Annotated in this window: 22 protein-coding genes; 1 reads left to right on the top strand and 21 read right to left on the bottom strand. The window is 66.9% G+C overall.

Translation table 11 applies throughout. From position 1 onward, the window contains the following. Position 1: 1 nt before the first annotated feature. From nuoG to C6W92_RS11590, 19 genes are all read right to left on the bottom strand, one after another. On the bottom strand, positions 2-2014 hold the full coding sequence (gene nuoG / locus C6W92_RS11680) for an NADH-quinone oxidoreductase subunit NuoG (protein WP_129433338.1): 2013 nt from the start codon (positions 2012-2014) through the stop codon (positions 2-4). Positions 2015-2020: 6 nt separating this feature from the next. Then, on the bottom strand, positions 2021-2425 hold the full coding sequence (locus C6W92_RS11675; RefSeq protein WP_129433336.1) for a DUF5333 domain-containing protein: 405 nt from the start codon (positions 2423-2425) through the stop codon (positions 2021-2023). Between the two features lie 125 nt (positions 2426-2550). Continuing rightward, positions 2551-2904 (bottom strand): hypothetical protein, encoded by a 354-nt coding sequence (locus C6W92_RS11670; RefSeq protein WP_129433333.1) that lies wholly within the window; start codon positions 2902-2904, stop codon positions 2551-2553. Then, positions 2901-4199 carry an NADH-quinone oxidoreductase subunit NuoF gene (gene nuoF, locus C6W92_RS11665; RefSeq protein ID WP_129433330.1) on the bottom strand — a complete coding sequence of 433 codons (1299 nt, stop codon included), beginning with the start codon at positions 4197-4199 and terminating at the stop codon, positions 2901-2903. Before nuoF ends, C6W92_RS11670 begins: the two co-directional genes overlap by 4 nt. Positions 4200-4203: 4 nt before the next feature. Continuing rightward, a complete protein-coding gene (locus C6W92_RS11660; protein WP_129433326.1) occupies positions 4204-4425 on the bottom strand; it encodes a DUF5337 domain-containing protein in 222 nt (73 codons plus the stop codon). 12 nt (positions 4426-4437) lie between these two features. Continuing rightward, complete coding sequence (locus C6W92_RS11655; protein WP_129433321.1) at positions 4438-5157, bottom strand: NADH:ubiquinone oxidoreductase; 720 nt, start codon at positions 5155-5157, stop codon at positions 4438-4440. 36 nt (positions 5158-5193) lie between these two features. Then, entirely contained in the window at positions 5194-6360 is a 1167-nt protein-coding gene (locus tag C6W92_RS11650) for an NADH-quinone oxidoreductase subunit E (RefSeq protein WP_129433318.1), read from the bottom strand. 1 nt (position 6361) lies between these two features. Continuing rightward, the gene (locus C6W92_RS11645; RefSeq protein ID WP_129433315.1) at positions 6362-6646 is read right to left on the bottom strand and encodes a hypothetical protein; all 285 of its coding nucleotides are present in this window, start codon (positions 6644-6646) and stop codon (positions 6362-6364) included. Beyond that, positions 6643-7008, bottom strand: a complete 366-nt coding sequence (locus tag C6W92_RS11640) for a hypothetical protein (protein WP_129433312.1) — start codon at positions 7006-7008, stop codon at positions 6643-6645. Before C6W92_RS11640 ends, C6W92_RS11645 begins: the two co-directional genes overlap by 4 nt. Continuing rightward, positions 7005-8225 (bottom strand): NADH-quinone oxidoreductase subunit D, encoded by a 1221-nt coding sequence (locus C6W92_RS11635; RefSeq protein WP_129433309.1) that lies wholly within the window; start codon positions 8223-8225, stop codon positions 7005-7007. Before C6W92_RS11635 ends, C6W92_RS11640 begins: the two co-directional genes overlap by 4 nt. Next, a complete protein-coding gene (locus tag C6W92_RS11630) occupies positions 8225-8431 on the bottom strand; it encodes a hypothetical protein (RefSeq protein ID WP_241691147.1) in 207 nt (68 codons plus the stop codon). The genes C6W92_RS11635 and C6W92_RS11630 overlap by 1 nt, the downstream gene beginning before the upstream one ends. Further along, positions 8428-9033, bottom strand: a complete 606-nt coding sequence (locus C6W92_RS11625) for an NADH-quinone oxidoreductase subunit C (protein WP_129433306.1) — start codon at positions 9031-9033, stop codon at positions 8428-8430. The genes C6W92_RS11630 and C6W92_RS11625 overlap by 4 nt, the downstream gene beginning before the upstream one ends. After that, on the bottom strand, positions 9030-9650 hold the full coding sequence (locus C6W92_RS11620; RefSeq protein WP_241691146.1) for an NADH-quinone oxidoreductase subunit B: 621 nt from the start codon (positions 9648-9650) through the stop codon (positions 9030-9032). Before C6W92_RS11620 ends, C6W92_RS11625 begins: the two co-directional genes overlap by 4 nt. Continuing rightward, a complete protein-coding gene (locus tag C6W92_RS11615) occupies positions 9641-10006 on the bottom strand; it encodes an NADH-quinone oxidoreductase subunit A (RefSeq protein WP_104018769.1) in 366 nt (121 codons plus the stop codon). The genes C6W92_RS11620 and C6W92_RS11615 overlap by 10 nt, the downstream gene beginning before the upstream one ends. Before the next feature lie 217 nt (positions 10007-10223). After that, on the bottom strand, positions 10224-11009 hold the full coding sequence (locus C6W92_RS11610; RefSeq protein WP_129433304.1) for a crotonase/enoyl-CoA hydratase family protein: 786 nt from the start codon (positions 11007-11009) through the stop codon (positions 10224-10226). A 53-nt stretch (positions 11010-11062) separates the two neighbouring features. After that, positions 11063-11929 carry a hydroxymethylglutaryl-CoA lyase gene (locus C6W92_RS11605; RefSeq protein WP_129433301.1) on the bottom strand — a complete coding sequence of 289 codons (867 nt, stop codon included), beginning with the start codon at positions 11927-11929 and terminating at the stop codon, positions 11063-11065. Further along, positions 11929-12588 carry a glutathione S-transferase gene (locus C6W92_RS11600; RefSeq protein ID WP_129433298.1) on the bottom strand — a complete coding sequence of 220 codons (660 nt, stop codon included), beginning with the start codon at positions 12586-12588 and terminating at the stop codon, positions 11929-11931. Before C6W92_RS11600 ends, C6W92_RS11605 begins: the two co-directional genes overlap by 1 nt. Beyond that, positions 12585-14522 (bottom strand): acetyl/propionyl/methylcrotonyl-CoA carboxylase subunit alpha, encoded by a 1938-nt coding sequence (locus tag C6W92_RS11595; RefSeq protein WP_129433296.1) that lies wholly within the window; start codon positions 14520-14522, stop codon positions 12585-12587. Before C6W92_RS11595 ends, C6W92_RS11600 begins: the two co-directional genes overlap by 4 nt. Positions 14523-14579: 57 nt before the next feature. Continuing rightward, positions 14580-16184 (bottom strand): carboxyl transferase domain-containing protein, encoded by a 1605-nt coding sequence (locus C6W92_RS11590; RefSeq protein WP_129433293.1) that lies wholly within the window; start codon positions 16182-16184, stop codon positions 14580-14582. Between the two features lie 137 nt (positions 16185-16321). Here C6W92_RS11590 and C6W92_RS11585 point away from each other — a divergent pair, with 137 nt between their 5' ends. Next, a complete protein-coding gene (locus C6W92_RS11585; RefSeq protein WP_104019169.1) occupies positions 16322-16933 on the top strand; it encodes an OmpW family outer membrane protein in 612 nt (203 codons plus the stop codon). A 68-nt stretch (positions 16934-17001) separates the two neighbouring features. Here the strand turns inward: C6W92_RS11585 and C6W92_RS11580 are convergent, their stop codons facing one another. After that, positions 17002-18570, bottom strand: a complete 1569-nt coding sequence (locus C6W92_RS11580) for an AMP-binding protein (RefSeq protein ID WP_129433290.1) — start codon at positions 18568-18570, stop codon at positions 17002-17004. 111 nt (positions 18571-18681) lie between these two features. Beyond that, complete coding sequence (locus C6W92_RS11575; RefSeq protein ID WP_129433287.1) at positions 18682-19845, bottom strand: isovaleryl-CoA dehydrogenase; 1164 nt, start codon at positions 19843-19845, stop codon at positions 18682-18684. Positions 19846-19922: the final 77 nt, after the last annotated feature.

Raw genomic sequence — 19922 nt, 5'->3', positions numbered from 1 at the left:
CTCACTCCGCCGCCACCGGTCGCTCGCGGCGCGCCTTGGCATTGGCGCTCAACTCCGCCATCAGTTCGCTGGCGCGCGCGATCGGGTTGGTCAGGTAGAAATCCGCGATCGCGGCCTCCAGTTGCCCTGCCCCGAGTTCGGCGGCAGGAACCGGCTGCCAGTCGTTTTCCGGCACCTGGTCGATGCGCGAAAGGTGCGGCACCTCTGCCACCAGCGCCTGACGAAGCTGCGCGAGGCTGTCCCACGGCAGGGTGCTGTCCAGCTCGCCCGAGAGCGCGCGCAGGATCGCCCAGTTCTCCTTGGCATCGCCCGGCGGGTGGCCGGAGCGCAGGGCAAGCTGCGGGCGGCCTTCGGTGTTGACGAAGAGGCCCTGCTCCTCGGTCCAGGCCGCCGCCGGCAGGATCACGTCGGCGCGGTGCGCGCCGCGGTCACCGTGGCTGCCCTGGTAGATGGCAAAGGCCCCGGCGGGAATGTCGATCTCGTCGGCACCGAGGTTGTAGACCACGTCGGCGCCGTCGAGCGCCGCGTCGATCCCGCCCTCGCAGGTGGCATCCACGTCCATCGCGCCGACCCGGCCCGCCGCCGTATGCAGCACCAGCAGGCCCGCGCCCTGCGTCTCGGCCAGTTGCATGGCATGGCTGAGCGCCGCCGCGCCGCCCGGCCCGCGCAGCGCGCCCTGTCCGACGATGACCAGCGCGCCCTCGGTCGGGGTCGCGTCCTTGACGAGCCGCGCGAGGAACTTGTTGCGCGCGCCCATCTGCGTGGCCTCGAAGGTCAGGTCTGCCGGTTGGCCGACATGGATCACCTCGGCCCCGGCGAGCCACGCCTTGCGGATACGCGCGCCCAGAACCGGCGCCTCTGTGCAGGGGTCCGTGCCGATGAGGGTGATGTGCTTCGCCGTGTCGATTTCCTCGATCCGCGCGGTGCCGGCATAGCCGGAGCGGTTTCCGGCGGGCAGTTGCGCGTCGTCGGTGCGGCACTCGACCACGCCGCCGCGCCCCTCGACCAGCGACTTGAGCGAGAACGCGGCCTCGACCGGGGCCAGATCGCCCACCAGGCCGGTGAGCTTCGACGCCCCCTTGATCGCCTTGGCGGCCGCGCCCAGCGCCTCGGGCCAGGTGGCGGGACGCAGTCGACCATCCTCGCGGATGTAGGGCTTGTCGAGCCGCTGACGGCGCAGCCCGTCCCAGACGAAGCGCGTCTTGTCGGAAATCCATTCCTCGTTCACGCCGTCGTGGTTGCGCGGCAGGATGCGCATGACTTCGCGGCCCTTGGTATCGACGCGGATACTACTGCACAGCGCGTCCATCACGTCGATGGTCTCGGTCTTGGTCAGCTCCCACGGCCGCGCGGTAAAGGCATAGGGCTTGGACACCAGCGCGCCCACCGGGCACAGGTCGATGATGTTGCCCTGAAGGTTGCTGTCCAGCGTCTCGCCCAGGTAGGCCGTGATCTCCGCATCCTCACCGCGACCCGTCTGGCCCATGACATGCAGGCCCGCCACCTCGGTGGTGAAGCGCACGCAGCGGGTGCAGGAGATGCAGCGCGTCATGTGCGTCTCGACCAGCGGACCGAGGTCGAGATCCTCGGTGGCGCGCTTGGGCTCGCGGAAGCGCGAGAAATCGACTCCATAGGCCACTGCCTGATCCTGAAGATCGCATTCGCCGCCCTGATCGCAGATCGGGCAATCGAGCGGATGGTTGATGAGCAGGAACTCCATCACCCCCTCGCGCGCCTTTTTCACCATCGGCGATTTGGTCAAGACCTGCGGCGGGCTGCCATCGGGGAAGGGGCGCATGTCCTTGACCTGCATCGCGCAGCTTGCGGCCGGTTTCGGTGGGCCGGGCTGTACCTCGACGAGGCACATCCGGCAGTTGCCGGCGATCGACAGCCGCTCGTGGTAGCAGAAGCGCGGAATTTCCACCCCCACCTGCTCGCAAGCCTGGATGAGGGTCATCGCGCCCTCGACCTCGACTTCCTGCCCGTCGATGATGATCTTGCGTAGGTCAGCCATCAGTCCTTACCTTGCTACCAGAAGCGCGCCGATCCGGCTCTGCTTCGAGATTTCGCTCTCGCCCAGCGCGCACAGGCTCGGCCCGTCATCGGGGACCGCGCCCTGCGCCCGGATATATTCGTTGCGCCGCGCGCGCATCTTTTGCTTCTCGGCCTTGTCGTTCACGTAGGCGTCGATCTCGGCGTTCGAATAGCCGCGCCGCCGTGCCTCGGCCTTGAGCGCGTTCATCCGCCCGATCGCGGTAAAGATGCGCGGGCTGATGCTGTCGCATTCCTTGCGGATCTCGTTGGCGACCGCGATCTCGAACAGCGCATCGTTGATGTCCGTCTCCTGCGCCAGCGACGCCGCGCTCGCCGCGGGCACCATTGCCGCCACCGCGAGCGCGGCCAGTCCCGTACCTGTCATGCGCATGGCCTGTCTCCTTTCGCCTGTCCGGCGGGCACGGACCGTGAAGGCCCGCCCGTATGCCCCACAGATGGGTGCGCGGCGGCCGGTCATGCAATAACAGGCGCGCGGGGCCGCGGGTATGCAACGGATTACTTCCATATGATACAGCGCCCCGATACCGACAGACGATCCCCGGAGCGGGCATAGACCGGCCCCTCCTGCCCCTCGGCTACACCGGACCAGACGATCTCGGACGTGCCGAAATTCTCGATACAATAGCGCGTCGCCTCATGAACCGCGGCCTTTTGCGCGCCCTCGATGCCGCGCCCGGCGCGGCGCACCGTGGCGGTGAAATCGCGGCGATCTTCCCGCTCGCCACGTGCCTTGCCAGGGTAGTAATTGCCATCGAAGAGCACACGCTCCTTGCGCTCGGTACACCCTGCCACGAGAGCAAGCGCAAGCAGCGCCACGGCCCCAAGCCGGTATTTGCCCGCGTGCCTCATTCCGCCGCCACCGCCGATGTGCGACCACGCTCGCGGGCGCGGATGCGATCCTCGATTTCGTCGCGGAAGTTGCGGATAAGGCCCTGGATGGGCCAAGCCGCAGCATCGCCCAGCGCACAGATCGTGTGACCCTCGACCTGCTTGGACACCTCGAACAGCATGTCGATCTCTTCGACACCCGCCTCGCCGCGCACCAGCCGGTCCATCACCCGCATCATCCAGCCGGTGCCCTCGCGGCACGGCGTGCATTGCCCGCAGCTTTCGTGCTTGTAGAACTTCGCCAGCCGCCAGATCGCCTTGATGATGTCGGTGGACTGGTCCATCACGATCACTGCCGCCGTGCCGAGGCCGGATTTCAGCTCTTTCTGCAGGTGGTCGAAATCCATGATCGCATCGCGCATGTGCTCGCCGCGCACGCACGGCACCGACGAGCCGCCGGGGATCACCGCCTTGAGGTTGTCCCAGCCGCCGCGGATACCGCCGCAATGGCGGTCGATCAGTTCCTCGAAGGAAATCGACATCTCCTCCTCGACGACGCAGGGGTGGTTCACATGCCCCGAGATCGCAAAAATCTTGGTGCCGGCATTGTTGGCCCGCCCGAAGCCCGCGAACCATTCCGGGCCGCGCCGCAGGATGGTGGGCGCGACGGCGATGGATTCGACGTTGTTGACGGTGGTTGGGCAGCCATAGACCCCGGCCATCGCCGGAAAGGGCGGCTTCATCCGGGGCATCCCCTTCTTGCCCTCCAGAGATTCCAGCAGCGCCGTTTCCTCGCCGCAGATATAGGCGCCCGCGCCATGATGCAGGTAGAGGTCGAAATCCCAGCCTGATTTACACGCGTTACGACCGATGAGCCCGGCCTCGTAGGCCTCGTCGATGGCGACCTGAAGCGCCTCGCGCTCGCGGATATATTCACCGCGGATGTAGATATAGCAGGCATGGGCGTTCATCGCGAAGCTCGCGATCAGGCAGCCCTCGATCAGCGTGTGCGGATCATGGCGCATGATCTCGCGGTCCTTGCAGGTGCCGGGCTCGGATTCGTCGGCATTGACCACCAGATAGGCCGGGCGCCCGTCGCTTTCCTTGGGCATGAAGGACCACTTGAGCCCGGTTGGAAAGCCCGCGCCGCCGCGCCCGCGCAGCCCGCTCGCCTTCATCTGATCGACGATCCATTGCCGTCCGTTCTGAAGGATTTTTGCCGTTCCATCCCAATGGCCACGGGCCATCGCGCCCTTGAGGCTGCGATCGTGCATCCCGTAGAGATTGGTAAAGATACGGTCTTCGTCTTTCAGCATCCCGTTACCTCCGGTTGCCCTGACGCATCCGCCAGAGTTGATAGATGAGCACGAGCGCGAAGACGAAGCCGCCCAGCGCCATCAGGTCGAACAGCGCGCGCACCCGTTGGTCGAGCCCCAACCCGCCGCCGATGAGCGTGGCGAGGATCCAGAAGATCCCCGTGCCCGCGATCACCAGCGCGGCCAGCCGCCCCTTGCGCGCGATTTCTGCATCCTGCTGCGGCATCTTTCCTCATGCTCAGTAAACATCGCCCTTGCCCACCCGGGTCGAGAACTCGGTCTCGCCCCCCGCGGCAAGGGTTTTCGCCTGTTCCACCCAGTTATCGCGGCTCACGCGGCCCTTGAACCCCTTGAGATTGTCATCGACCCAGGCGACCTCGGCCTCGGTCCAGTTCGCGATCTGGTCGAAATGGTAGAAACCCAGCTCGTTGCAGACCTTTTCCAGCTTGGGCCCCACGCCCTTGATCTTCTTGAGATCATCGGCCTTGCCATCGCGCGGTGCGTCGAGCGCCTCGGGGCGGGCGGCATCGGACTGTGCCGCGGCTCCACCCTCGTAGCGCCATTCGCCCTTGCGCGACGCCAGTTCCTCTTCGCCCGAGAGCGTCGTACCCGAGCGCACCGCCGTGGCGGGGGCCTCGGGCTGCGCCGGCGGCTCGGCCGTGGCCGCGCTCGCCGTCGGTTCGGCGGCGGGGGCCGGTTCGGGGGCGGGGGCGGGTTCGGGTCTGGGGGCCGGTTCGGGTGTGGGGGCCGCGTCCGCCTCGGCAACGGACGCCTTGTCGCCGGTGCAGACCAGCCGCGTGGAGGCCAGCCCCAGCAACGCCGCCAAGGCGATCGCCAGAAGCAGCGCCGCGAGGAAGCCGACCGCGCCGGTCGCCGCCCACAGAACAATGAGGCCGACGAGGCCCGAAAGACCCCAGCAGACGATCTGGCAAGTGCTCAGTTTGGACGTATCGGACATGTGCGTTTCCCCCGTTGGTTATCAATTAAGACGCGGTCAGTAGACCTCGCCCTTCTTGACCCGGGTGGAGAACTCCGTCTCCTTGCCCTCGGCCAGCAATTTGGCCTGCTCGACCCAAGCGTCGCGGCTCACGCGGCCCTTGAACCCCTTGAGATTGTCATCGACCCAGGCGACCTCGGCCTCGGTCCAGTTCGCGATCTGGTCGAAATGGTAGAAGCCCATCTCGTTGCACAGCGTTTCCAGCTTGGGCCCCACGCCCTTGATCTTCTTGAGATCGTCGGCCTTGCCGTCGCGCGGGGCATCGAGCGCCTCGGGGCGTGTGCCCGCCTCGGGCGCGGTCTCGGTTTTCGCTGGCGCGGGCTCTGCGGGCTTGGGGGCGGCGGCCTTTAGCTCCGGCTTGGGCGCGGCGGCCTTGGGCGTTGCCCCCTTCGCGGTGATCTTCACCGGTTCCTCGTTGAGCGCCACCGACGACGGCGCCGGCGCGTGATTGGCCCCGAGGTCGTGCCACGGCGCGGTGAGCGGCACCTCGCTGCCGTCGATGCGTTTGATCGTGTCGCGTTGATCGGCGGCAAGCTGGACGCTGGCATTGAATTGCGCGCGTCCGCTCTCAAATTCCTTGAGGCTGGTGAGGCCGGATGCCGGCTCGCTCGCATAGCGCCCGTTCTGCGGGCCCGGCAGCGGCACCTCGCCCGCCGACATGGCGTCGATCAGCCCGGCAAAGCCCTCGGGCGTGAGATCCTCGTAGTAATCCTTGCCGACCTGCGCCATCGGCGCGTTGGAACACGCGCCCAGGCATTCGACCTCTTCCCACGAGAATTTGCCATCCTCCGAGAGCTGGAACGGCTCCGGGGCGATCTTGTCGCGGCACACGGCGATAAGGTCTTCGGAGCCGCACAGCATGCAGGGCGTGGTGCCGCAAATCTGGAAATGCGCGACCGCACCGACGGGATGCAGGTGGAACATGAAGTAGAAGGTCGCCACCTCGAGCGCGCGGATATAGGCCATGTCCAGCATTGCGGCAATGTGCTCGATCGCCGGACGGCTCAGCCAACCCTCCTGCTCTTGTGCGCGCCACAGCAGCGGGATGATCGCGCTCGCCTGTCGCCCTGAGGGATACTTGGTGATCTGCGCCTCGGCCCAAGCCTGATTGGCCGGGGTGAAGGCAAAGCTCTCGGGCTGCTCATGGTAAAGACGGCGTAGCATCTCAGGCACAGGCTCCTGTGGTCAGTTTCACGCCCCCGTCGGGCAGCCGCTCGGCGCCCCCGGTGGACAGTCGATAGGCCGCGAGGTCCAGAAGCTGCTGGCGCGCCAGCCCGGTCTGGATCTCCATGGCCAGGTAATCGCCCTCGTCGCGCAGGGTGCAGCCAAGGCTCCCGGCCGAGGCGTCAAAACGCGCCGCATCCTCCTGCGTGGTGCCCGGCGGCGGCGCGGCGCAGGCCACAAGCACGCCGAGCGCGCAGAGCGGGATCGCGGGGCGCAGCACCCTCATATCCCCCCGGCCCGGGCGAGCCACGCAAGCCCCGCCACGGCAAACGCCGCGCAACCGGCCGCCGCGTGGCGGCCCCAGCCATGCCCGGCGCGGGCATAGATCGTGGCGTCGTGCAGGCCCATCAGGCCCAGCACCCCGAACAGCGCGGCAATCACGCCCGCGTCGCCATGCAGCATTGCCAGAACCGCCAGCACGGCAAGAGCGAGGTAGCGATTGGCCATGACCTGCGGCAGGTTTTCGGCGCGGTGACCGGCCAGCCGCAAACCCGAGGCCGGATCGCGCAGGACGGAAAGGCCAAGTACCGCGAGCGAGACTCCCCCGACCCCGGCCAGCCCCGCGCTCAGACGGCCCAGCTCGATCACCTGTCGACCTCCCCGAACACGATGTCCAGCGTGCCGATCAATGCCGCCACGTCGGCCAGCTGGTGCCCCTTGGCGACATGGTCCATCGCCTGCAGGTGCAGAAAGCCCGGTGCGCGCAGCTTTGCCCGATAGGGCCGGTTGGTGCCGTCGGCCACGAGGTAGACGCCAAATTCGCCCTTGGGCGCCTCGACCGCGGCATAAACCTCGCCTTCGGGCACGTGGAATCCTTCGGTATAGAGCTTGAAGTGATGGATCAGCGCCTCCATCGAGCGCTTCATCTCGCCGCGCTTGGGCGGGGTCACCTTGCCCCGGGCGAGGATGTCACCCTGCCCTTCGGGGGCGCGAAGCTTCTCGATGGACTGGTGTATGATCCGCAGGCTCTGGCGCATCTCTTCCATCCGCACGAGGTAGCGGTCGAAGCAATCGCCGTTCTTGCCCACCGGCACGAGGAAGTCGAACTCGTCATAGCATTCGTAGGGCTGCGCGCGGCGCAGATCCCACGCCATGCCGCTGCCGCGCACCATCACGCCGGAAAAACCCCAGTCGAGCGCCTCCTGCTGGCTGACGACGCCGATATCGACGTTGCGCTGCTTGAAGATGCGGTTCTCGGTGAGCAGGCCGTCGATATCGTCGATCACCTTGGGGAACTCGTTGGCCCAGGTCTCGATATCGTCGAGCAATTCCGGCGGCAGGTCCTGGTGGACACCGCCGGGGCGGAAATAGGCCGCGTGCAGCCGCGCGCCACAGGCCCGCTCGTAGAAGATCATCAGCTTTTCGCGCTCTTCGAAGCCCCAGAGCGGCGGGGTGAGCGCGCCCACGTCCATCGCCTGTGTGGTGACGTTCAGGAGGTGGTTTAGGATGCGCCCGATCTCAGAATAGAGCACGCGAATGAGGCTCGCGCGGCGCGGCACCTCGACGCCGGTGAGACGTTCGATGGCGAGACACCAGGCATGTTCCTGGTTCATCGGCGCGACATAGTCGAGCCGGTCGAAATAGGGCAGGTTCTGGAGGTAGGTGCGGCTCTCCATCAGCTTTTCAGTGCCGCGATGTAGCAGGCCGATATGCGGGTCGCAACGCTCGACCAGCTCGCCGTCAAGCTCTAGCACAAGCCGCAGAACGCCATGCGCAGCAGGGTGTTGCGGGCCGAAGTTGATGTTGAAGTTGCGGATCTTCTGCTCGCCCGTGAGGGCGTCTTCGAAGCCTTTGGAGCCGTCCATTACTTGCGCCCTCCGTCAAGCTTGTCGCGGAATGCCATCACCCACAGCAGGATCAGCGCCCCCAGCGGGATGATCGCCGCCACCGACACCCAGTTGGGGATGCCGAATTTCGGCAGCAGCCGCCAGAAGGGCACCACGACGAGCACCGCGAAGATCAGCATGAAGATCAAACCGCCGCCACCCATTCCATAGCCTCCGCCCATCATGACGCATCCTCCTTCTCGTCGCCGGGAAGGATGTAGTCGGCGCCCTCCCAGGGCGACATGAAATCGAATTGCCGGTATTCCTGCACCAGTCTGACCGGCTCGTAGACGACGCGCTTTTGCACCTCGTCATAGCGCACCTCGGTATAGCCCGTGGTCGGGAAATCCTTGCGCAACGGGTAGCCGCGAAAGCCGTAGTCGGTAAGGATGCGGCGCAGGTCGGGGTGGCCGGTAAAGATGATGCCAAACATGTCGAACACCTCGCGCTCGAACCAGTTGGCCGCCGGATAGACCCCGCAGAGCGAGCGGATCATGTCCTCTTCGCGGACCGCCACGCGCAGGCGGATGCGGTGGTTCTGGTACATGCTGAGCAGGTGATAGACCACGTCGAACCGCTTGGGCCGCTCGGGCCAGTCCACGGCGGTGATGTCCACCAGCGTGGAAAAGGCGCAGTTCTGATCGGTCTTAAGAAACTCCGCCAGCCCGGCGATGTTCGAGGGGGCCACATCGACGGTGATCTCGCCATGCGCGATCTGCCAGCCCAGCACGCAATCGGCGCGCTTGGTCTCGATATACTCGCCCAGTTCCTTGAGTTGCTTGCTCATCTCACGATCGTCCCCGTCCGGCGGATTTTGCGCTGCAACTGCATGATCCCGTAGACCAGCGCCTCTGCCGTGGGCGGGCAGCCGGGCACGTAGATATCCACCGGCACGATCCGGTCACAGCCGCGCACGACGCTGTAGCTGTAGTGGTAGTAGCCGCCGCCATTGGCACACGATCCCATCGAGATGACATAGCGCGGCTCGGGCATCTGGTCATAGACCTTGCGCAGCGCGGGCGCCATCTTGTTGGTCAGCGTCCCGGCCACGATCATGAGATCGGACTGCCGCGGGCTGGCGCGCGGCGCGGTGCCGTAGCGCTCGAGGTCATAGCGCGGCATGGAGGAGTGCATCATCTCCACCGCGCAGCAGGCCAGACCAAAGGTCATCCAGTGCAGGCTGCCGGTACGCGCCCAGTTGATGATATCCTCGGTCGAGGTGACGAGGAATCCCTTGTCCTGCAATTCGGCATTGAGCGCCTGCGAGGCAGGGTCGAGCTCCTTGCCGGCATCATACGCTTCGGCCGGTGCGAGGCTCGACGGCCCGGATTTGATCCGGGGGCTCTGTTCGCCCAGCCCCTGGGTCTCTGTCACGAGCGCGTCGTCACGATCTTTTACTGCCATTCCATCGCTCCTTTGCGCCATTCATAGGCAAAGCCTGCGGTCAGGACCGCCAGGAACACCATCATCGACCAGAAGGCCGCCATGCTGAGGTCCTGAAACGCGACTGCCCAAGGAAATAGCATGGCAATCTCAAGGTCAAATATGATGAACAGGATCGACACGAGATAGAACCGTACGTCGAACTTCATCCGCGCATCGTCAAAGGCGTTGAAACCGCATTCATAGGCGCTCACCTTCTCGGGATCGGGATGGCGTACGGCGAGCACCACGGCGGCGAGGATCAGGACGAGCCCCAGGCCGATGGCGACCGCGAGAAGGACCAGGATCGGGAGATATTCCCTCAGCATCTCTTCCACGGGATGGCTCCTTTCATGCGCGGCCCCGCGCGCATCAAGTTGGCTGCATATGCTCCGGGTTTAAACGTGCCCCTCTGCCCGGTCAACCGAAGCCGCGCCGGTTTGCAAGCCCGGGGAGGTGGAATCTTGGGGTTTGTATGCGATGGTATGCGGCTTTGTGCCGCAATTGGTCCGAAAACCGGACCGCGCCTTGCCGCGCCGCGGCAAGGGCCGCGACTCACTCCTGCTGCCAGCCCGGTGTGCGGCGCTCGAAAAAGGCGGCGATGCCCTCGGGGGCCTCGTCCCCGGCCCACGTCTCGGCCAGGGCCGCGATGGTGCCCTCGATCACCGCGTCGTTGATGCGCGGCCCGAAGCCGCGCAGCAGCGCCTTGGCCCGCGCCACGGCCCCCGGCGCGCAGGAGAGGTAGGGCGCGACCTCTTGCTCGACGGCCGCATCGAGGTCACTCTCGGACACCGCCCGCGCCAAGAGGCCGAGCGCCACCGCCTCGTCCGCGTCGAACCGGCGGCCCGACATGAAAACGCGCCGGGCCTTTGCCTCGCCCATGCGCGCGGCCACGTATGGCCCAATGGTGGCCGGGATAAGCCCCAGCCGCGTCTCGGTAAGCGCGAACTGCGCGCCCTCTACCCCGATCACCACGTCGCACACGCTCATCAGCCCGATACCACCGCCAAAGGCATTGCCATGCACCCGCCCGATCAGGGGCTTGGGCAGGGTATTGAGCGCCTGAAGCATGTGCGCCAGCTTCGCGGCCTCTTTCGACCGGGGCTCCGGCTCGGAGTCGAACTGTGCCCGCATCCAGCCCAAATCGCCACCGGCGCAGAACGTGCGGCCCCTTGCTGCCAGCACCACGGCCCGCACGCCGTCATCGGCGCCGAGGTCCCGCGCCGCCCTGTGCAACTCGGCGATCATCTGCGCCGACATGGCGTTGTGCTTCTCGGCCCGGTCGAGCCAGAGCGTGGCCACGCCGCGCGTGTCAGCATCGATGGTGATGGTCTCGGTCATGCCCTCTCCTTCTTGCGCCAAATCTCTTCAAAAGGAATTTGGGAGAAATCTTTTCAAGATTTTTGCCCCTCGCCCCGCAGCGCCCGCGCCATCGCGGCGGCGCGCACCAGCACCTCGCGGTCGAGCCCGGTCTGGTAACCCAGGGCCGCCAGCCGCTCCTGCACCGCCTCTGTGGCCACGTTGCCCGCCGCACCGGGCGCATAGGGACAGCCACCCAGGCCCCCGACGGCGGCGTCGAACACCCGCACCCCGCGCGCCAGCGCCGCCTCGATATTGTCGAGCGCGCGGCCCGAGGTGTCGTGGAAATGCCCGGCGAGCCGATCCACCGGCACCACGTCCATCACCGCCGCGAGCATCGCGTCCACCGCCTCGGGCGTGCCCCGCCCGATGGTGTCGCCGAGGCTGATCTCATAGCAGCCCATCTGCCACAGGCTCTCTGCCACCTGCGCCACCTGCGCGGGGTCAACCGGCCCGTCATAGGGGCATTCCACCACGCAGGAGACATAACCGCGCACGCGCAGCCCCTCGGCCCCCGCCGCCTCGGTGACGGGGGCAAAGCGTGCGAGGCTTTCCTCGATGGTGGCGTTGATATTGGCCTTCGAGAACCCCTCGGATGCCGAGCCGAAGATCGCCACCTCGTCGGCCCCCGCCTCGAGCGCATCCGAGAGCCCCCGCATATTGGGTGTGAGCGCGGCATAGCGCACCCCCGGTGCCCGCCGGATGCCGCGCAGCACCTCGCCGGAATCGGCCATCTGCGGCACCCATTTGGGGCTGACGAAACTCGCCACCTCGATCCGGGCAAAGCCCGCCTCGCTCAGGCAATCCACCAGCGCGATCTTGTCGCGCGTGGCGATCCGGGCGGCCTCGTTCTGCAGCCCGTCGCGCGGACCGACTTCGAAGATTTCAACACTCTCGGCCATCACCCCTCCTCCGGCACGGGATAGAACTCCTGCGCGTAGATGTCCTGCTCGCCGTCCCGCGCCTTAGCCCTCTGATAGGCGGGGCGCGCGCGCAAGCCATCCCAATAGGCCATCAGGCGCGGGTATTGGTCCAGATCGACGTAATAGCGCGCCAGCTCGAACCCGTAGGCGAACATGATATCCGCCGCCGAGAAACCCGAGGGCAACAGGTGATCGCCCTCCATCCGCGCCTCCATCGCTGCCAGGGCCGCCCGCAGCCGGGCATTGAGCAGCTTCACCACCGTGGCCGAGGGGCGCGCGGGTGGGCGCAGGAACACCTGATTGAGGTTGAGATTCTCCAACAGGCATCCCACCGTCTCGGACAGGCTCAGCACCTCCAGAAACCGCGCGCGCTCGGCATGTCCCGGCGGTGGCATCAGCCCTGCCTCGCTGTAGGTCTCGCACAGCATCTGCACGATGGCCCCGCTCTCGACCCAGACCGCACCATGATGCTCCAGCACCGGCACCCGCCCGGCGGGCGACAGCGCGAGGAAGTCGGGCGCGCGCAACGAGCCGTCGCGGATCGAGTAATACGCCACTTCGTAGCCGAGCCCCAGCTCCTCCAGCAGCCACATCACCCGCAGCGAGCGCGCCAGCGGCACATGGTGCAGGCGGATCATGCCTCTTCCTCCAGCCGGATCAGCGCCGCGCCCGCCGACACCTGGTCGCCCGCGGCCACCAGGACCTCGCCCACCACGCCATCGCGCGCAGCCAGCAGGCTGTGCTCCATCTTCATCGCCTCCAGCACCGCCAGCCGGTCGCCTTTGTTGACGGTCTGCCCGGCCCGCGCCAGCACCGCCTTCACCAGCCCCGGCATCGGCGCCTCGACGAGCGCGGCATCGCCCCCCGCCGCGCCCTCGCGCGCCAGCGGATCGACCAATTCGAAGCGCAGCCCGTACTGCGCAAAGACGGTGATCCGCGCGCCGTCCACGGCCGCCTGCGGCGCGAACGAACCTTCAAGCTGCCATTGCCCCTCCACGCGCCGCACCGCAACGCAGACTCCGCCCACCGTCACGTCATGGGCCTCCGCCGACAGCGTCGCGAGGCGCAGCACGATTTCCTCGCCCGCGTGGAGTAGCGTTACCGTGCGTTCCAGCGGCTGCCACAGGGCGAACCCGGCCTCCGGTGGCGCCTCGTGCATGAGGCCCAGCCCCGCCACCGCCGCCAGCGCGATCTCGCGCGGGCCCGGTGCGGGCGGCACGACCAGCGCGTCGATATCCCGTGCGATCAGCCCGGTATCCACGTCTCCCGCCGCGAACCCCGCATGCCGCGCGAGCGCGCCGAGAAAGGCAAGGTTGGTCACCGTGCCTGCCACCTCGGTGCGCTCCAGCGCGCGCGCCATCCGACGCAGCGCGACCGCGCGGCTCGGGCCGTGGGCGACCAGCTTGGCGATCATCGGGTCGTAGAACGGGCTGATCTCGTCGCCCGCCCGCACGCCGCTATCGGCGCGGGCCCCGTCCGGAAACGCGAGGTGCGTCAGCCGCCCCGTCGCGGGCAGGAACCCCTTTGGCACATCCTCGGCATAGAGCCGCGCCTCGAAGGCATGGCCGGTGATCGTCAGATCCTCCTGTCGCGCGGGCAGCCCCTCGCCCGCCGCCACGCGCAACTGCCATTCGACGAGGTCCACACCGGTGATCGCCTCGGTTACCGGATGCTCGACCTGCAGGCGCGTGTTCATCTCCATGAACCAGAACCCGTCGGGGCGCAGCCCGTCCGAGCCATCGACGATGAACTCCACGGTGCCCGCCCCCGTGTAGCCGATGGCCTCGGCGGCGCGCACGGCGGCCTGCCCCATCGCCGCGCGCATCTCGGGTGTCATGCCCGGCGCGGGGGCCTCCTCGATCACCTTTTGATGGCGCCGCTGAAGCGAGCAGTCGCGCTCGAAAAGATGCACCGCGCGTCTGCCGTCGCCGAACACCTGCACCTCGATATGGCGCGGCTTTTCCACGAACTTCTCGATCAGAACGTCGGCGTTGCCAAAGGCGGTGCGTGCCTCGCCCCGCGCGCTGTCCAGCGCATCGGTGAAATCCCCGGCGCGCTCCACCAGCCGCATCCCCTTGCCGCCGCCGCCCGCGACGGCCTTGATGAGCACCGGGTAGCCGATGGCCTCGGCCGCCCCCGCCAGACGCTCGGGGTCCTGATTGCTGCCGTGATAGCCCGGCACCACCGGCACGCCCGCCTCCTCCATCAGGGTCTTGGCGGCGTCCTTGAGCCCCATCGCCCGGATTGCCTGCGCCGATGGGCCGATGAAGGTCAGCCCCGCCGCCTCCACCCCCTCGACGAAATCGGGGTTCTCGCTCAGGAAGCCATATCCGGGATGGATCGCCTCGGCCCCCGTCTCCAGCGCTGCCGCGATGATCGCATCGCCCTTGAGATAGCTGTCGGCAGGCGCCGACCCGCCGATATGCACCGCCCGGTCCGCCATCGCCACATGCGCGGCGGCGCGGTCGGCATCGGAATAGACCGCCACCACCTCGACGCCCATCGCCTGTGCCGTGCGCGTCACCCGGCATGCGATCTCGCCCCGGTTGGCGATCAGGATACGTTCAAACATGGCCCGCGCCCCTTGCTTCATCTTGCCAAAAATATCCAGATTCCGACATCACCACCCTCACATCCGGAACACGCCGAAGCGCGTCTCCTCCACCGGGGCATTCAGCGCCGCGCGCAGGGATAGCCCGAGCACATCCCGGCTCTTGCGCGGGTCGATGATCCCGTCATCCCACAGCCGCGCCGAGGCATAGAGCGGGTGCGCCTGCCGCTCGAACATCTCCACCGTCGGGCGCTTGAACGCCTCTTCGTCCTCCGCCGACCAATGCTCGCCGCGCTTTTCCATCGCGTCGCGCTTGACCGTGGCCAGAACCCCCGCCGCCTGAGCGCCGCCCATTACCGAGATGCGGGAATTGGGCCAGGTCCACAGGAAGCGCGGCTGATAGGCCCGCCCCGCCATGCCGTAATTGCCCGCGCCGAAAGAGCCCCCCACCAGCATGGTGATCTTCGGCACAGAGGTTGTCGCCACCGCCGTCACCATCTTGGCCCCGTGCCGGGCGATGCCCTCGTTCTCGTATTTGCGCCCGACCATGAAGCCGGTGATATTCTGCAGGAACACCAGGGGCGTGCGCCGCTGGCTGCACAGTTCGACGAAATGCGCGCCCTTGGAGGCCGATTCGGAGAACAGCACGCCATTGTTGGCGACGATCCCCACCGGGCATCCCTTCACATGGGCAAAGCCGCAAACCAGCGTCTCGCCAAAGCGGGCCTTGAACTCGTCGAAATACGAGCCGTCGACCAGCCGCGCGATGACCTCGCGGATATCGTAGGGCGTGCGCAAATCGGCCGGCACCACGCCGAGGATTTCCTCTGGATCGTAGGCGGGCTCCTCGGGCGTCTGCCACCCCCGGACGGGGGCCAGCCCACCGCCCAGATTGCCCACGGCGCGCCGCGCCAGCGCCAGCGCGTGCGCGTCGTCCTCGGCCAGGTAATCCGCCACACCCGACAGCCGCGTGTGTACGTCACCACCGCCCAGGTCCTCGGCTGTCACGACCTCGCCTGTCGCCGCCTTGACCAGGGGCGGACCGGCCAGAAAGATCGTGCCCTGATCGCGCACGATGATCGTGACATCGGACATCGCGGGCACATAGGCCCCTCCGGCGGTGCAGCTTCCCATCACCACGGCGATCTGCGCGATCCCCTTGGCGCTCATCTGCGCCTGGTTGTAGAAGATGCGCCCGAAATGGTCGCGGTCGGGGAACACCTCGTCCTGGTTGGGCAGGTTCGCGCCACCCGAATCGACCAGGTAGATGCATGGCAGGTGACATTCCTCGGCGATCTCCTGCGCGCGCAGGTGTTTCTTGACCGTCATCGGGTAATAGGTGCCGCCCTTCACCGTGGCGTCGTTGCACACGATCATGCAGTCACGCCCCTGCACGCGGCCCACCCCGGCAATCACGCCCGCGCAGGGCGCGACCCCGTCATAAAGACCGTGCGCCGCGGTGGCCCCGACCTCCAGGAACGGGCTGCCGGGATCGAGCAGACCCGCGACCCGCGCGCGGGGGGACATCTTGCCGCGCGCCTTGTGCCGCTCGCGCGCCGCCTGGCCGCCCCCCTCGGCCGCGGCCACGGCGGCCTCTTCGACCTCGCGCAGCGCCTCGAGATGGGCGTCACGGTTGGCCCGGAACGCCTCGGATGACGGCAGCGCCGATGATGTCAGACGCATGGCTGCACCTCCTGTGTCAGGTCGCGTGTTGCAATTATGCCGCAGTGCGGCAGGACGGGGCGAATTTGATTCACGTCAATGTGACCGGGCCGCGGCCGGTCCATACCGAGCGGCGTCAAAACAAGAGTGGACAGACCATGAAAAAGATCACCGCCCTCACCCTCGCCGCCCTCATGAGCGCGCCCGCCGCCCCGGCGCTCGCGCAATCGCAGGGCGATTTCACCCTCGGCCTCGGCCTCGGCTGGGTCGAGCCCACGCGCAGTTCCACCACCGCGGCTGGCAGCATTGATGTCGATGGCAACCTGCGCCCGACGCTCACGGTGGAATATTTTGTCGCCGACAATATCGGTGTCGAACTGCTCGCGTCGTGGCCGTTCCAGCACGACATCAACCTCGCGGGTGCCGGCAAGGTGGCCGAGACCAAGCACCTGCCGCCCACCCTGTCGCTGCAATACCACTTCACCAACAAGAGCGGCGTCACTCCCTTTGTCGGCGCTGGCATCAACTACACCTACTTCTTCGACGACACGGGCAAGGGCGCGCTCGCGGGCGTGCCGGTCAGCCTCGACGATTCCTGGGGCCTTGCGCTGCACGCGGGTGTGGACGTGGCGATCAACGAGAAATCGGCGTTCCGCTTCGACGTGCGCTACATCGACATCGAGACCGACGTGAAGGTGGGCGGCGCGCCCATCGGCACCGTCAAGATCGACCCTTGGGTGATCAACGCGGCCTATGTGATGAAATTCTGATCCCCTCCCGCACAGGATCGGAATGACGGGGTCGGCCATCGCGCCGGCCCCTCTTTCGTGGTGCACCCTCATTGCCCCGCCTCCCGCGCCGCACGCGCCTTCAGCTCCTTGCGAATCACCTTGCCCGTGACGGTCATCGGCAACGCATCAATAAAAGATATTTCCCTTGGGTAAGAATGTCTTGAAAGCCGCTCCTTAACCCATGCCTGAAGTTCCTCGGCGCCAACCTCGGCGGCGGGGCGCAACACCACGTAGGCCTTGACGATCTCGGTGCGCAGCGGGTCGGGCTTGCCCACCACGCCGGCAGTTGCCACCGCCGGATGCGTGAGCAGACAATCCTCGATCTCCGCAGGCCCGATTCGATAGCCCGCCGAAGTGATGACGTCATCCTCGCGGCCAACGAACCGGATATACCCATCGACGACCACGCCCCGATCTCCGGTCAGCATCCAGTCGCCCCGGAACTTTTCTGTCGTCTCACTCGGTTTGTTGATATATTCCAGCATCATGGAGGCGGATCCTCGCGCGATCGCGATGTCGCCCTCGCCCGCCGTCTCGCGCCCCTCGGCGTCGATCACAGCCACCGCATGCCCGGGCACCGCACGGCCCAGCGCACCGGGACGCGGCGCAAACAGCGCGGCACAAGAGCTGGCCACCATGTTGCACTCGGTCTGCCCGTAGAACTCGTTGATCGTCAGGCCGAACGCCTGCCGCCCCCAGTCGAGCATCTCCGGCCCCAGCGGCTCGCCACCGCTCGCGACGCTGCGCAACCCGTCTAGGTGGGCCTCCTCCGCGCGCAACATCCGAAGCGCGGTCGGTGGGAAAAAGATATTTTTGACAGCGCCTTCGCGGATGATCCTCAAGCACTGATCGACATCGAATCGCGCCATCCGCGCGGCCACCACCGGCACGCCGATGGCCAGCCCCGGCATCAGCACGTCAAACAGCCCGCCGATCCAGGCCCAGTCCGCGGGCGTCCACAGGCAATCGCCCTCCTGACCCAGAAAATCATGGCTCATCTCGACCCCCGGCAGGTGGCCGGTCAGAACCCGGTGGCCGTGCAGCGCGCCCTTGGGGCTGCTCGTTGTGCCGCTGGTGTAGATCAGCACCGCCGGCTCTTCGGGCCCGGTCTCTGCCGTGTCGAACCGGCCGTCCGGCAGAGTGGTCTTTTCCGGAACGAGGGCAGTCACGCCGTCCAGCGCGGCCAACATGTCCACGCCCTCGGCATCTGTGATAACCACCTGCGCGCCCGCATCACCCACCCGGCTCGTCAGCGCATCCTGCCTGAAGAGCTTGAACAAGGGGATTGAAATCGCGCCGATTTTCCAGATCGCGATATGCGCCGCCGCGCACCACGCGCCCTGGCTGCGCAACACGCCCACCCGGTCGCCGCGCACCACGCCCCGCGCCACCAGCGCCTGCGCCAGCCCGTCGGCCATACGCCGCAGCGCGCCATAGCTCACCTCGTGCGGGCCCTCGCCCGACAGATCGCGGATCGCCAGCCGGTCCGACTCCCGCGCTGCCCAGTCGTCGCAAACCTGCGCCGCCATGTTGAGCCGCGCCGGGATGTCCCAGCGAAACCCGTCACAGAGCGCCTCGTAGGACGCGCGGCGGAGGAGGGGTCGCATCTTGCTCATGACGCCACCCCCGGTCGCGCCACGTCCACCACTCGGCCAAAGCTATCGACGAAATATTCGTGCCCCGCACGGGCCACCACCGGCAGATGGATCAGACGACACGGCATCGGCTCACCCCATCGCCCCCATCATCTCGCGGCCTACCAGCATCCGGCGGATCTCGCTGGTTCCCGCGCCGATCTCCATGAGCTTGGCGTCGCGGAAGATGCGTGCCACAGGAGAGTCGTTGAGAAAGCCCGCCCCGCCCATGGCCTGCACCGCCTGGTGCGCCTGCACCATCGCCTGCTCGGAGGCATAGAGACAGCAGGCCGCGGCGTCCTGGCGGGTCACGTCGCCCCGGTCGCAGGCCTTGGCCACCTCGTAGACATAGGCGCGCGCCGAGTTCATCGCGGTGTACATGTCCGCCATCTTGCCCTGCATGAGCTGGAACGAGCCGATCGGCTGGCCAAACTGGCGGCGCTCGGCCATGTAGGGCATGATCTCGTCGAGGCACGCCGCCATGATCCCGGTGCCGATCCCCGCCAGCACCACGCGCTCGTAGTCGAGGCCGGACATGAGCACGCGCACGCCGCGCCCCTCCTCGCCCAGCACGTTCTCGAACGGCACCTCGACATTCTCGAAAATGAGTTCGGCGGTGTTCGACCCACGCATCCCCAGCTTGTCGAAATGCGGCGAGGTGCTGAAGCCTGTCATCGTCTTCTCGATCAGGAAGGCGGTAATGCCCTTCGATCCGGCATCGGGATCGGTCTTGGCATAGACCACCAGCGTATCGGCATCGGGGCCGTTGGTGATCCAGTACTTGTTGCCATTCAGCCGGTAGTGATCGTTGCGCCGCTCGGCGCGCAGCTTCATCGACACCACGTCGCTGCCCGCCCCCGCCTCGGACATGGCGAGCGCGCCGACATGCTCGCCACTAATGAGGCCGGGCAGATATTTCGCCTTCTGCTCCTCGCTGCCGTTGAGCTTGATCTGGTTGACGCAGAGGTTGGAATGCGCGCCATAGCTGAGCGACACCGAGGCCGAGGCGCGGGCGATCTCCTCCACGGCGACGACATGGGCGAGATAGCCCATCCCCGCGCCGCCATATTCCTCCCGCACGGTGATGCCCAGCAGACCCAGGTCGCCCATCTCGCGCCAGAGCGCGCCCGGAAAGGTGTTTTCGCGGTCTATCTCCGCCGCCATCGGCTTGATGCGCTCCTGCGCCCAGCGATGCACCATCTCGCGCAGGGCGTTCACATCCTCGCCCAGATCAAAGCTCATCACCGCGTTGAACATCCCCGGTCTCCGGCATTTATTGAACACTTGTTCATTTATAGCCGCAAACCGCACACCCCGTCAATCCCGCGCGCAGC

Origin of the sequence: Roseovarius sp. A46 (genome assembly GCF_004126395.1) — a bacterium.
GTDB classification, from domain to species: Bacteria; Pseudomonadota; Alphaproteobacteria; order Rhodobacterales; family Rhodobacteraceae; genus Roseovarius; species Roseovarius nitratireducens.
This window is presented reverse-complemented; position numbering and strand designations above follow the sequence as displayed.

Coding starts and splice junctions, on each gene's coding strand:
- nuoG (WP_129433338.1), bottom strand. CDS start 2,014: ATGGCTGACCTACGCAAGATCATCATCGACGGGCAGGAAGTCGAGGTC.
- C6W92_RS11675 (WP_129433336.1), bottom strand. CDS start 2,425: ATGCGCATGACAGGTACGGGACTGGCCGCGCTCGCGGTGGCGGCAATG.
- C6W92_RS11670 (WP_129433333.1), bottom strand. CDS start 2,904: ATGAGGCACGCGGGCAAATACCGGCTTGGGGCCGTGGCGCTGCTTGCG.
- nuoF (WP_129433330.1), bottom strand. CDS start 4,199: ATGCTGAAAGACGAAGACCGTATCTTTACCAATCTCTACGGGATGCAC.
- C6W92_RS11660 (WP_129433326.1), bottom strand. CDS start 4,425: ATGCCGCAGCAGGATGCAGAAATCGCGCGCAAGGGGCGGCTGGCCGCG.
- C6W92_RS11655 (WP_129433321.1), bottom strand. CDS start 5,157: ATGTCCGATACGTCCAAACTGAGCACTTGCCAGATCGTCTGCTGGGGT.
- C6W92_RS11650 (WP_129433318.1), bottom strand. CDS start 6,360: ATGCTACGCCGTCTTTACCATGAGCAGCCCGAGAGCTTTGCCTTCACC.
- C6W92_RS11645 (WP_129433315.1), bottom strand. CDS start 6,646: ATGAGGGTGCTGCGCCCCGCGATCCCGCTCTGCGCGCTCGGCGTGCTT.
- C6W92_RS11635 (WP_129433309.1), bottom strand. CDS start 8,225: ATGGACGGCTCCAAAGGCTTCGAAGACGCCCTCACGGGCGAGCAGAAG.
- C6W92_RS11630 (WP_241691147.1), bottom strand. CDS start 8,431: ATGATGGGCGGAGGCTATGGAATGGGTGGCGGCGGTTTGATCTTCATG.
- C6W92_RS11625 (WP_129433306.1), bottom strand. CDS start 9,033: ATGAGCAAGCAACTCAAGGAACTGGGCGAGTATATCGAGACCAAGCGC.
- C6W92_RS11620 (WP_241691146.1), bottom strand. CDS start 9,650: ATGGCAGTAAAAGATCGTGACGACGCGCTCGTGACAGAGACCCAGGGG.
- C6W92_RS11610 (WP_129433304.1), bottom strand. CDS start 11,009: ATGACCGAGACCATCACCATCGATGCTGACACGCGCGGCGTGGCCACG.
- C6W92_RS11605 (WP_129433301.1), bottom strand. CDS start 11,929: ATGGCCGAGAGTGTTGAAATCTTCGAAGTCGGTCCGCGCGACGGGCTG.
- C6W92_RS11600 (WP_129433298.1), bottom strand. CDS start 12,588: ATGATCCGCCTGCACCATGTGCCGCTGGCGCGCTCGCTGCGGGTGATG.
- C6W92_RS11595 (WP_129433296.1), bottom strand. CDS start 14,522: ATGTTTGAACGTATCCTGATCGCCAACCGGGGCGAGATCGCATGCCGG.
- C6W92_RS11590 (WP_129433293.1), bottom strand. CDS start 16,184: ATGCGTCTGACATCATCGGCGCTGCCGTCATCCGAGGCGTTCCGGGCC.
- C6W92_RS11585 (WP_104019169.1), top strand. CDS start 16,322: ATGAAAAAGATCACCGCCCTCACCCTCGCCGCCCTCATGAGCGCGCCC.
- C6W92_RS11580 (WP_129433290.1), bottom strand. CDS start 18,570: ATGAGCAAGATGCGACCCCTCCTCCGCCGCGCGTCCTACGAGGCGCTC.
- C6W92_RS11575 (WP_129433287.1), bottom strand. CDS start 19,845: ATGTTCAACGCGGTGATGAGCTTTGATCTGGGCGAGGATGTGAACGCC.